The following is a 12,842-nucleotide window of genomic DNA, read 5'->3' on the forward strand; positions in this document are numbered from 1 at the left end:
GAATGCTCTGCGTTCGGTTTTTTTTTACTCTTCTTTACACAAAGCTGACTGCTCTGTGCTACCGATGAAAAACTATCACGTCTATTAATCACCCCGTCACGTCGAAATCAGAAATAAACCTTATTATTAATTTCTTGTTATTTAATGCTAAATGTATACATTCACTACAAAATATTTGTACCCGTTATTATCCGCTGTACACCTTTGCACCATCAAGGGTTGCAGCAAAATGTGACGTAGACAATGCAAACTCTGTGGCATGGTCCAGGTATGGCAATTCATACATTACCCTTTATACTGCCCCTTCAACTTTCGCGTCGTTTAACAGGTCATAAACACGAATGAGTCAGTCTGACACAACGGCTTCTACCCGATTCTCCCTACTACCGGGAAATATTACCCGTTACTTCTTATTACTGATCGTGGTGCTGTTGGTGATGATGGGCGTCATGGTCCAGAGCGCCGTCAATACCTGGCTAAAGGATAAGAGCTATCAGATTGTCGATATCACCCATGCCATTCATAAAAGGGTCGATACCTGGCGATACGTGACCTGGCAAATTTATGACAATATTGCCGCCACGCCGAGCTCGCCTGGCGCAGAAGGGCTGCAGGAAACTCGCCTGAAACAAGATGTCTACTATCTTGAAAAACCTCGCAGAAAAACCGAGGCGCTGATTTTCGGCTCGCATGACAGCTCTACGCTGGAGATGACCCAACGAATCTCAACCTATCTGGATACGCTGTGGGGCGCGGAAAATATTCCATGGTCAATGTATTACCTTAATGGTCAGGACAATAGCCTGATCCTTATCTCAACATTGCCGCTAAAAGATCTGACTTCCGGCTTTAAGGAATCGACGATCGGTAATATTGTCGACTCCCGGCGCGCTGAAATGTTGCAGCAGGCCAATGCGCTGGATGAGCGCGAAAGCTTCTCGTCGTTGCGCCGTCTGGTCTGGCAAAACGGACATTACTTCACGCTGCGCACGACCTTTAATCAGCCGGGACATCTGGCAACGGTTGTCGCCTTTGACCTGCCGATTAATGACCTGATCCCTGCCGGCATGCCGCTGGACAGTTTCCATCTGGTCCCTGATGCCAGTTCAACGACTGAACATGTTAATGAAAAAGAGTCGCCTGACAGCGTCAGTATTAGCTTCAACAACAGTAAAATTGAGATCTCATCGGCGCTGGACACGACGGATATGCGGCTGGTCTGGCAGGTTCCATTTGGCTCATTGCTACTCGATACGCTGCAAAACATTCTGCTGCCGCTGTTACTGAACATCGCGTTGCTGGCCCTGGCGCTGTTTGGTTATACCACCTTTCGTCACCTCCCTGCCCGTTCAACCGAAGTGGCGCCAAATCATGCGGCAAATAATGAACTGCGGATCCTGCGTGCGATCAATGAAGAGATTGTTTCCCTGCTGCCGCTGGGATTGTTGGTGCACGATCAAGAAGCCAACCGCACGGTAATTAGCAATAAAATTGCCGACCACCTGCTGCCGCATTTAAATCTGCAAAATATTACCAGTATGGCGGAACAACATCAGGGCGTCATTCAGGCCACTATCAATAATGAACTGTATGAAATCAGGCTGTTTCGCAGCCAGATCTCATCGCGAACGCAGATCTTTATCATTCGTGACCAGGACCGTGAAGTACTGGTTAATAAGAAGTTGAAGCAAGCGCAGCGGCTGTATGAGAAAAACCAGCAGGCCCGCGCGGCCTTTATGCAGAATATTGGTAATGCGCTGAAGGACCCGGCTAAAACACTGGCTGCTAATGCCGCCGCGCTCAATACCCCCGACAGCCAAAAACTGGCCAATCAGGCCGACGTTCTGGTTCGCATGGTGGATGAAATCCAGTTGGCTAACTTGCTGGAAAGCGACGCCTGGAAAGGTGAATCGACGCTGTTTTCCGTGCAGGCGTTGATTGACGACGTGGTCCCGGAGGTGTTGCCGGCCATTAAGCGTAAAGGGCTGCAGCTACTGATTAAAAATCACCTTAGCGCTCATGACGAACGCCGTGGCGACCGCGATGCCCTGCGTCGTATTTTGCTGCTGCTGATTCAATATGCGGTAACCACCACGCAGATTGGTAAAATCACACTGGAGGTCGATCAGGATGAATCGGAAGCTGAACGTCTGACCTTCCGCATTCTGGATACCGGGGAAGGCGTCACGTTACAGGAAGTTGATAACCTGCATTTCCCGTTCATTAATGACACACAAGGCGATCGTTATGGCAAAGCCAACCCGTTAACGTTTTGGCTGTGCGATCAGTTAGCCCGTAAGCTGGGTGGACACCTGAACATTAAAGCGCGGGAAGAGCTTGGAACACGTTATATAGTCCATGTTAAAATGCCACTGCACGATCAACATGCTGATAGTGAAGAGCGCCTGTTAGATGACGTCTGCGTGATGGTTGATGTGACGTCTAATGACGTACGGAGCATTGTATTACGTCAACTGGAAAACTGGGGGGCAACCTGCATCACGCCCGACGAACGGTTGAATAGTCAAGAATATGATCTCTTTTTAACAGATAATCCGTCTAATCTTACTGCCTCGGGCTTGCTTTTAAGCGATGATGAGTCTGGCGTACGGAAAATTGGCCCCGGTCAGCTGCGCGTCAACTTTAATATGAGCAATGCTATGCAGGAAGCTGTCCTCGAGCTGATAGAAGAGCAGTTGGCACAAGAAGAGCTCCAGGAGCTCCCCCTCGGCGGAGATGCAAACGCCGAACTTCATGCCAGCGGTTACTATGCACTCTTTGTAGACACAGTACCGGATGATGTTAAGAGGTTGTATACTGAGGCAGCAATCAGTGATTTCGCTGCGTTAGCCCAAACGGCTCATCGCCTGAAAGGCGTGTTTGCCATGCTTAATCTGGTACCCGGCAAGCAGTTATGTGAAGCGCTGGAACATCTTATTCAAGAGAAAGATGCTCCAGGTATAGAAAAATACATCAGCGACATTGACGCATACGTCAAGAGCTTGCTGTAGCAAGGTAGCCCAATACATGAACACTATGAACGTAATTATTGCCGATGACCACCCGATTGTACTGTTCGGTATTCGTAAATCACTTGAACAGATCGAGTGGGTTAATGTTGTCGGCGAATTTGAAGACTCCACAGCACTGATCAACAATTTGCCTAAGTTAGATGCTCATGTGTTGATTACCGACCTCTCCATGCCAGGAGATAAATACGGTGATGGGATCACGTTAATAAAATACATCAAGCGCCATTTCCCGAGCCTGTCGATTATTGTACTGACCATGAACAATAACCCGGCTATCCTGAGCGCGGTGCTGGATCTCGATATTGAAGGGATTGTCCTGAAGCAAGGCGCGCCAACAGACCTGCCGAAAGCGCTGGCCGCGCTGCAAAAGGGGAAGAAATTTACTCCGGAAAGCGTTTCTCGTCTGCTGGAAAAAATCAGCGCCAGTGGCTATGGCGACAAACGCCTGTCACCGAAAGAGAGCGAAGTTCTGCGCCTGTTTGCCGAAGGTTTCCTGGTGACTGAAATTGCCAAAAAGCTCAACCGCAGTATTAAAACCATCAGCAGCCAGAAAAAATCGGCGATGATGAAACTCGGTGTGGAAAACGATATCGCGCTGTTGAATTACCTCTCTTCCGTGACGCTGAGTCCTTCAGATAAAGAGTAATTAACTGCCTGATGGCACTGCGTTTATCAGGCCTACGAACAGTTTGTTCCGTAGGCCTGGTAAGGCAAACCCCGCTATCCGGCATCTTTATCCCCGCGCCTTCCTCACTCTTTCCGCATAGACCGTCAGCGTTTGCTTCAATACATCTAATGTCACTGGCTTGGAAAGACAGCTATCCATACCGGATTCCAGACACCGCTGCTTCTCTTCAGCCAGCGCGTTTGCCGTCACGCCCACAACCGGCAACGTTAAACCTAACTGGCGGATGCGCTGAGTCAGGCGATAACCATCCATGTTTGGCATGTTGACGTCGCTCAGCACGATGTCGATATGGTTTTTACTCAGTACATTGAGGGCATCGACACCATCATTCGCCGTTTTACACTGATATCCCAACGATCCCAGTTGATCGGCCAGTAAACGCCGGTTGATAGGATGATCGTCGACCACCAGTATCATCATGTCATCGTTGGTAGCGCCGACTTTATCCGGAGCGGGTAGCGCCGTCGAGAGTTCTTCACTCCCCAGATCAACGCTGTAAATATGCGCCAGCAGCGCGGGCAGTTCGTGCGGTGACGCCACGCTGTGCACCCACTCCCCTGGCCCCCTTTCCAACGGAATCCCAATATGGCGGCGGCAGAAAATCACCGCGGCACGTCCTTGCCACGCCTGTTCCAGCACATCGTCGGCAACCAACAAGTCATCAGCATCCGGGCGCTGCCCCTCATAACGCAGCACCGTCACCCCGTTACGCATCAGACTGGATTCGACAAAGCGATACAGCGATGCGTTGCGCACCGCCAGCCAGCAACGGGTGCCAGCCAGTCCTTCTACGCCTTTTTTCTGCGGATACTGGGCGCCATAAAGAGGAATACGCAGCGTAAACTGGCTGCCCATTCCCGGTTCTGAATCAACGGAAATGTCGCCATCCATCATGCTGATCAGTTTTTCACAGATAGCCAAACCGAGCCCGGTTCCCTGGAAATTACGCTGTACGCCAGTGCCCACCTGGAAGAAAGGATCGAACAAACGGACCACTTCTTTGGCGGGGATACCCACCCCGGTATCACGCACACGGATACTGAGGTAATCATCGTCACACTGCACATGCAGCACAATGCAGCCGGTATCGGTAAACTTGATCGCGTTACTCAGCAGATTGGAGATCACCTGCTGTAAACGCATAGGATCGCCATTCAACGCGACGGGCACATCCGGGTCGATAAAACAGTACAATCCCAACTGCTTACGCACCACCAGCGGCAGATAGTTTGCCGTAATATGGCTCATCACTTCACGCGGTGAGAACTCGCGCGGTTCAATCTTCAACTGTTCAGATTCAATTTTCGAGAAATCGAGAATATCGCTGATAATTTTCAACAGCAGGCTGGAAGAGTTATTCATCGCCGTCACCAGGCGATCCACCCCGTTGGGTAACTCTTTGGTTTGCAACAAATCGAGGTTACCGATAATGCCATACAGCGGCGTGCGCAGCTCATGGCTCACTGTCGCAAGGAACATCGATTTGGACTGACTCGCCTGTTCTGCCGCCTGGGCCATCTCCTGCAACGACTCTTCCATTTTAACGCGCGCGCTGACGTCAACCAGGACGCAAATTGCCACGTTTTCATTGCGATAGCGCGAATGCACAAAGCTGATTTGCAGATTGGTATTGTTACTGGTCAGCACATCGACAAAATTAACCTGCTGGCCGCAGATGATTTGCGTTAACCGTTGCCGGTCTTCATGCGTCAGCATGTTCAGATAGGTATGCGCCAGTTCATTACTCAGGATGTTAATGCCATCCAGCGTGCGCAAAATACAAATTCCCACCGGCGCGGAAGCCACGATTTTACGGTTAAATTGCTCGTGTTCCTCCAGGCGCTGAGCATCGCTTTCCGCAGGAATAAAAATACGCCGCTCATACATACGCGTAAGCATAAACAATGCCGCGCCGACCAGCACATTCAGCAGAATAGCGTTCAGGATCATCATGCGGATCCGCTCCAGCACCAGATCAACCGGAACAGAGTACACAATGCTCAGCGATGACGGCGGGAGATTTTTCTTCAGCACCAGATCGCGAAAACCCGGCGTATAGCCAAACCAGGAACGCTCCTGCATCCAGCGTGGTTCAGCCTTAATATTCCCCTCAGGGCCGGTGAGCGAAATCAGCGCATGACCATTTTCATCGAGAATGGTCACCCCCATCGGCAAACTGCCCGGCGTGAAGAAGTTCTCCATGCGAATAGGTTGTTCCACGCCCAGCAGCGCCTGCAGACGGTTGGCAAGATAAACCGGCGTCAGCGCATAGAAATAGCCCACTCCAGGACGCGGCCCCTGGCTAATCCAGAACAGGTTATTACCGTTTTCATCCTGCGGCGCATTGCGATACTTAATAATGCGCTCATGCAGCGCTTTCAGGGCCTGGTCACGTTCGACGGGCATCTCACGCAGACCAAAGTTCGCCATACAGAGATTATCGCTGCCGATCAGGAATACGCGATTCAAATCATAGGCAGCAGAAAAATTGTCGCGCCAGTAGCGCATAAACCACGCCAGCGACTCCAGAGAACCTCGCCAGGCGTTGCCCATCACCGAACAGTCGGAGTCGGCAAACAGCGGCTCAAAATTAGGTACGACGGTTTTGTCATCCCGCGCCCGCAGCGACATCACGCCGTTTTCCGCCGTTAAGCGATTCTCGGCAATATATTTCAGCTCTTTAATAACATCCGATGTGCGCTGGATATAACGCTGGGCCTGATCGGAGCTGAGGTTAAGTTCCTGATGGATCTCAGACTCTCTCTGGTGCAGCGCGTTCACAATGTAGAACACAGAAGCAAAAGCGATCAGACACCAGATCAGGAGCGCCAACGCTCTGAACAGGTAGCGTGAGACTTTTAGGGTTGAATGAACGGAAGCAAGGTATTTCAAAGGGGCGAAGCTCCGCCTCAGGGCATTAATAGAGTGTGGTTAAGGTAGCGGTAAATGTCCGGCGTCGCAATGCCCTCTCTTTACGGGAATATGATACACCGCTCTGAAACCGTTGTCTTAACCCGTGATAATCGTCGTTTGCCTGAAACACACTGCACGGATGTCAGAATGCGCGACCTGAGATGGCTGGCTCGTCGGTTATATCCACGACGATTACGCAACCAAATGATCATGATGGCCATTCTGATGGTCATCATTCCGACGATATCCATAGGTTATATCGTAGAAACTGAAGGCCGTTCAGCAGTCTTATCTGAAAAAGAGAAAAAACTGTCATCAGTCATAGCGCTGCTAAACGATGCGCTGGGCGACAGCTTTAACGACTACGATAACCTGCCGCGCGAAGAGCGCATTCGGGCGCTTAATCATGAGTTAGCTCCCGTTACCGAGCGAATTACCCGGGCGTTTCCCGGCGTTGGCGCAGGGTATTACCACAAAGCGCTGGATGCCATTATCACCTACGCGCCCTCTGCGCTGTATCAGAGCAATGTAGGTATCACTATCACCGACGATCATCCGGGACGCGAAGTAATGAGTAACAATGCGCCAGTGGTCTATTCAGGGCGACAGGTTCGTGGCGACATACTCAACTCCATGATCCCAATAGAGCGCCAGGGAGAGGTTATTGGGTATATCTGGGCCAATGAACTAACCCAAGATATTCGCCAGCAGGCCTGGAGAATGGACGTCAGGATAATTGCCGTACTGGTTACCGGGCTCATCTTTAGCCTGCTGTTGATCGTGCATTTTTCACGCCGACTCAGTGCGAATATCGACATTATCACTGATGGACTCTCAACGCTGGCACAAAAAACGCCCGCCCGACTGCCTGAACTCCCCGGCGAGTTGGGACAAATCAGCCGTAGCGTTAATGCGCTGGCGCAAACGCTACGGGACACCAAAACCCTCAACGATCTGATTATTGAAAATGCCGCAGATGGTGTGATCGCCATCGACAGACAAGGTGACGTCACCACCATGAACCCGGCGGCAGAGCAGATAACGGGCTACTCGCTGCATGAGTTGGTGGGGCAGTCTTATGCGACGCTGTTTGCCAACACGCAGTTTCATAGCCCGGTACTGGATACTCTCGAGCACGGTACTGAGCACGTGGCTCAGGAGATTAGCTTTCCGGGACGTGAACGCACCATTGAGATAAGTGTTACCACCAGCCGGATCCATAACGCACACGGCGAACTGATTGGCGCGCTGGTTATTTTCTCCGATTTAACCGCCCGGAAAGAGACCCAGCGTCGGTTGGCGCAAACCGAAAGGCTCGCCACTCTGGGTGAACTGATGGCCGGGGTCGCGCATGAAGTGAGAAACCCGCTGACCGCAATCCGTGGCTACGTCCAGATCATCCGCCAGCAAACCTCCCTGCCGGAACATCAGGAGTATTTATCTGTTGTGCTTAACGAAATTGATTCCATCAATAAAGTTATTCAACAGCTGTTAGATTTTTCACGTCCGCGACAAAGCCAGTGGCAGCAGATTCAGCTCAATGCGTTGATTGAAGAGACGCTAATCCTGGTGCAAACCGCCGGCCTTCAGGCACGGATTGGTTTTACCACGGAACTAGATCCCAGCCTGCCGCCGATCGTCGCCGATCGCGAACTCCTCAAGCAGGTGATCCTCAACATTTTAATCAATGCAGTACAGGCGATCGCTGCGCGAGGCGAAATTCGCATTCGCACCTGGCAATACTCGGCCTCACAACAGGCCGTGATGATTGAAGATAATGGCAATGGTATCGATCTCGCCATTCAGAAGAAAATATTCGATCCCTTTTATACAACGAAAGCGTCAGGCACGGGTCTTGGACTGGCGCTGAGCCAGCGCATCATCAATGCGCATCAGGGGGATATCCACGTAACCAGCCAGCCTGGCTGTGGGGCGATATTTACCCTGATTTTACCTCTTAACCCGCTGGGAAATCCGTCAGAATGAAAACGACATACCGTATTCTCATCGTTGATGATGAAGAAAATGTTCGCCGTATGCTTGCCACCGCATTTTCCCTGCAAGGGCATGAAACGCATTGCGCCAGCGACGGGAAAGCCGCGCTGAGCCTGTTTAGCGAAACGCAGCCAGACGTCGTGCTGATGGATATTCGCATGCCGGAGATGGACGGCATCGACGCGCTGAAAGTGATGCGCGCCCAGCACCCCCGTATCCCTGTCATTCTGATGACCGCGTATGCCGAAGTCGAAACCGCCGTAGAAGCGCTACGTAGCGGCGCATTTGATTACGTGATTAAGCCCTTTGATCTCGACGAGCTTAGCATGGTGATTCAACGCGCATTGCAACTGCAGGAGATGAAACAGGAAATCCGCAATCTACACAAAGCGTTGAGCACCAGCTGGCAGTGGGGGCATATTCTGACCAACAGTCCGCGTATGATGGATATCTGTAAAGACACAGCGAAAATCGCCCTCTCACAGGCCAATGTTCTGATAAGCGGTGAAAGCGGCACAGGAAAAGAGCTGATCGCCCGCGCCATTCACTACAACAGCAAACGCGCCAATGGCCCATTTATCAAAGTTAACTGCGCGGCTCTGCCGGAGTCGCTGCTGGAAAGCGAGCTATTTGGTCACGAAAAAGGCGCTTTTACCGGGGCACAGACGTTGCGTCAGGGATTGTTCGAGCGCGCTCATCAGGGAACGCTGTTGCTTGATGAAATTGGTGAGATGCCGCTGGTGTTACAAGCCAAACTGCTGCGTATTTTGCAGGAGAGAGAATTTGAACGCATCGGCGGGCACCAGACCATTCGCGTTGATATTCGTATCGTCGCCGCTACCAACCGCTGCCTGCAAACCATGGTGAAGGAAGGAACGTTTCGCGAAGACCTGTTTTACCGGCTCAACGTTATCCATTTAACTTTGCCTCCCTTACGCGAGCGTCGTGAAGACATTGCCTTACTCGCCAACCACTTTTTACAAAAATTCAGCGCTGAAAATCAGCGCGATATTATCGAGATCGACCCGACGGCAATGTCGATGCTCACCGCCTGGCCCTGGCCGGGTAACATTCGTGAACTGTCAAACGTCATCGAACGTGCCGTCATTATGAATACTGGCGCGATAATTTTTGCCGACGATCTCCCCGACGCTTTCCGCAACCCGGTGAGCGCCACGACAGAGACAAAACCGACTCACTCCGGGGAGCGCAATCTGAAAGAAGAGATTAAGCGTGAGGAAAAACGCATTATCCTCGAAGTCCTCGACAGTCAGGACGGCAACCGCACCCGCACGGCCTTGATGCTGGGGATTAGCCGACGCGCCCTGATGTATAAATTACAAGAGTACGGCATCGACCCTTCGGGTTCCTGATACGCAAATTTGCTATGCAGAATTTTGCACACTGCGCAAAATTCTGCATAGCCCCTCGCTTTCCCTCTCCGTTAGAAATATAGAAATACATTAATAAATTCAAACAATTAAAATTAATACGTTTTTTAAAGCATCCTGGCATTCTGCTTGCACTTCCCTGAGCGTACCCAAAATGGAGTATGCAAAAGGGAAACATAATGAAAACAAAACTGATTACCTTACAAGACGCTACAGGCTTCTTTCGTGACGGCATGACCATCATGGTCGGTGGTTTTATGGGGGTTGGCACACCGCCTCGCCTGGTTGAAGCCCTGCTGGAATCCGGCGTCAGAGATCTGACGCTGATTGCTAACGATACTGCATTTGTCGATACCGGTATCGGGCCACTGATCGTCAATGGACGGGTGAGCAAAGTCATTGCCTCGCACATTGGCACCAACCCGGAAACCGGTCGTCGCATGATTGCCGGCGAGATGGACGTACAGTTGGTTCCGCAAGGTACCCTGATCGAGCAAATTCGCTGCGGCGGCGCGGGTCTTGGTGGTTTTCTGACGCCTACCGGCGTTGGCACCATCGTGGAAGATGGTAAGCAGACCATCACGCTCGAGGGCAAAACCTGGCTTCTTGAACGCCCATTGCGCGCCGATTTAGCGCTTATTCGCGCCCATCGCTCTGACATGCTTGGCAACCTCACCTACCAGCTCAGCGCCAGAAACTTTAACCCTCTGATTGCTCTCGCCGCTGACATCACGCTGGTTGAACCGGATGAAATGGTTGAAACAGGCGAGCTGCAGCCTGACCAGATTGTTACCCCCGGCGCCGTTATCGACCATATCGTCATTCCACAGGAGAGCTAATCATGGATGCTAAACAACGTATTGCGCGCCGGGTGGCGCAAGAGCTTCGCGATGGCGATATCGTCAACTTAGGTATTGGCCTGCCAACCATGGTAGCCAACTACTTGCCTGCAGATATTCACATTACGCTGCAATCTGAGAATGGTTTTCTGGGACTGGGCCCGGTGACCACCGCGCATCCTGACCTGGTAAACGCGGGCGGCCAACCGTGCGGTATTTTGCCAGGCGCGGCGATGTTTGATAGCGCCATGTCGTTCGCGTTGATTCGCGGCGGTCACGTTGATGCCTGTGTATTGGGTGGGTTACAGGTCGATGAGCAGGCAAACCTTGCCAACTGGGTGGTTCCCGGCAAGATGGTGCCCGGCATGGGGGGCGCTATGGATCTGGTGACCGGTGCACGGAAAGTCATTATTGCCATGGAGCATTGCGCGAAAGACGGCTCAGCGAAAATCCTGCGGCAATGCACCATGCCGCTCACCGCGCAGCATGCTGTGCACATGCTGGTCACTGAACTTGCCGTATTCCGCTTTATTGACGGCAAAATGTGGCTGACTGAAATTGTCGAAGGATGTGATATCGCCACGCTGCGTGAAAAAACCGAAGCGCAGTTTGCTATTGCCGACGATCTGCTCATCCTGCGAGGTGACGCATGATTGGCCGCATCGCTCGCTTTATGACACGGGTGGTCAGCCGCTGGCTGCCCGACCCGCTGATTTTCGCCATGTTGTTAACATTGCTGACCTTCGGCATCGCGCTATGGTTAACGCCACAGACGCCCATCAGCATGGTGAAATTCTGGGGTGACGGTTTCTGGAACCTGCTGGCGTTTGGTATGCAGATGGCGCTAATCATCGTGACCGGCCATGCGTTAGCCAGTTCCGGGCCGGTGAAAAGCCTGCTGCGTACGGCGGCATCCGCTGCCAAAACCCCCGCCCAGGGCGTAATGCTGGTCACTTTTTTTGGTTCGGTTGCCTGCGTTATCAACTGGGGATTCGGTCTGGTGGTCGGGGCGATGTTCGCCCGCGAAGTCGCTCGTCGGGTACCGGGTTCCGATTATCCGTTACTGATTGCCTGCGCCTACATCGGCTTCCTGACCTGGGGCGGTGGTTTTTCCGGCTCAATGCCTTTGTTGGCGGCAACGCCTGGCAACCCGGTCGAGCACATAGCGGGATTAATTCCCGTCGCGGATACCCTGTTCACCGGCTTCAATATCTTCATCACCGTGGCGCTGATTGTGGTAATGCCGTTCATCACGCGCATGATGACGCCAAAACCTACAGATGTGGTGAGCATCGATCCGAAACTATTACTGGAAGAAGCTGATTTTCAGAAGAAGCTGCCACCAGACGCGCCGCCGTCGGAAAAACTGGAAGAAAGCCGCATTCTGGCACTGATCATCGGTGCATTAGGTATTGCCTATCTGGGCATCTACTTTGCCGAGAAAGGTTTCAACATCACCATCAATACCGTCAACCTGATGTTTATGATTGCCGGTCTGCTGCTGCATAAAACACCGATGGCCTATATGCGCGCCGTCAGCGCTGCCGCACGTAGCACCGCCGGAATTCTGGTGCAATTCCCCTTCTACGCCGGTATTCAGTTGATGATGGAGCACTCCGGTCTCGGTGGGCTTATTACCGAATTTTTCATTAACGTCGCCAACAAAGATACCTTCCCGCTGATGACCTTCTTCAGTTCAGCGCTGATTAACTTTGCCGTGCCGTCCGGCGGCGGCCATTGGGTTATTCAGGGACCGTTCGTCATGCCTGCGGCGCAGGCGCTGGGTGCCGATCTTGGCAAATCAGTGATGGCCATCGCCTACGGGGAGCAGTGGATGAACATGGCACAACCATTCTGGGCGCTACCGGCTCTGGCCATCGCCGGGCTGGGCGTGCGCGACATTATGGGGTACTGCATCACCGCCCTGCTCTTCTCCGGCGTCATTTTTGTTATTGGATTGACCCTGTTCTGACGGCAACAACTT

8 protein-coding genes are annotated in these 12,842 nt (G+C 52.1%); 7 read left to right on the forward strand and 1 reads right to left on the reverse strand.

Features of this window, described 5'->3' with window-relative positions; translation table 11 throughout:
- Nucleotides 1–341: 341 nt before the first annotated feature.
- Together rcsD and rcsB are read left to right on the forward strand one after the other, a co-directional pair.
- The gene (gene rcsD, locus OGV69_RS18600) at nt 342–3,011 is read left to right on the forward strand and encodes a phosphotransferase RcsD (RefSeq protein WP_038642214.1); all 2,670 of its coding nucleotides are present in this window, start codon (nt 342–344) and stop codon (nt 3,009–3,011) included.
- Between the two features lie 16 nt (nt 3,012–3,027).
- On the forward strand, nt 3,028–3,678 hold the full coding sequence (gene rcsB, locus OGV69_RS18605) for a response regulator transcription factor RcsB (RefSeq protein WP_003027592.1): 651 nt from the start codon (nt 3,028–3,030) through the stop codon (nt 3,676–3,678).
- An 87-nt stretch (nt 3,679–3,765) separates the two neighbouring features.
- Here rcsB and rcsC read toward each other — a convergent pair whose 3' ends face one another.
- The gene (gene rcsC, locus OGV69_RS18610; protein WP_286469444.1) at nt 3,766–6,612 is read right to left on the reverse strand and encodes a two-component system sensor histidine kinase RcsC; all 2,847 of its coding nucleotides are present in this window, start codon (nt 6,610–6,612) and stop codon (nt 3,766–3,768) included.
- Between the two features lie 168 nt (nt 6,613–6,780).
- Between rcsC and atoS the strand changes: the two genes are divergently transcribed.
- The 5 genes from atoS (at nt 6,781) to OGV69_RS18635 (ending at nt 12,830) form a co-directional block, all read left to right on the forward strand.
- Nucleotides 6,781–8,619 (forward strand): two-component system sensor histidine kinase AtoS, encoded by a 1,839-nt coding sequence (gene atoS / locus OGV69_RS18615; RefSeq protein WP_069323634.1) that lies wholly within the window; start codon nt 6,781–6,783, stop codon nt 8,617–8,619.
- A complete protein-coding gene (atoC, locus tag OGV69_RS18620; protein ID WP_069323409.1) occupies nt 8,616–10,001 on the forward strand; it encodes an acetoacetate metabolism transcriptional regulator AtoC in 1,386 nt (461 codons plus the stop codon). Before atoS ends, atoC begins: the two co-directional genes overlap by 4 nt.
- A 197-nt stretch (nt 10,002–10,198) precedes the next feature.
- A complete protein-coding gene (atoD, locus tag OGV69_RS18625) occupies nt 10,199–10,858 on the forward strand; it encodes an acetate CoA-transferase subunit alpha (RefSeq protein WP_069323408.1) in 660 nt (219 codons plus the stop codon).
- Nucleotides 10,859–10,860: 2 nt separating this feature from the next.
- Nucleotides 10,861–11,511, forward strand: coding sequence for a 3-oxoacid CoA-transferase subunit B (locus tag OGV69_RS18630; protein ID WP_038642222.1), 651 nt, complete (start codon nt 10,861–10,863; stop codon nt 11,509–11,511).
- Complete coding sequence (locus tag OGV69_RS18635; protein WP_038642224.1) at nt 11,508–12,830, forward strand: TIGR00366 family protein; 1,323 nt, start codon at nt 11,508–11,510, stop codon at nt 12,828–12,830. Before OGV69_RS18630 ends, OGV69_RS18635 begins: the two co-directional genes overlap by 4 nt.
- The last annotated feature ends 12 nt before the right edge of the window (nt 12,831–12,842 follow it).

Source organism: Citrobacter sp. Cc139 (assembly GCF_030334645.1).
Taxonomy (GTDB): domain Bacteria; phylum Pseudomonadota; class Gammaproteobacteria; order Enterobacterales; family Enterobacteriaceae; genus Citrobacter; species Citrobacter werkmanii.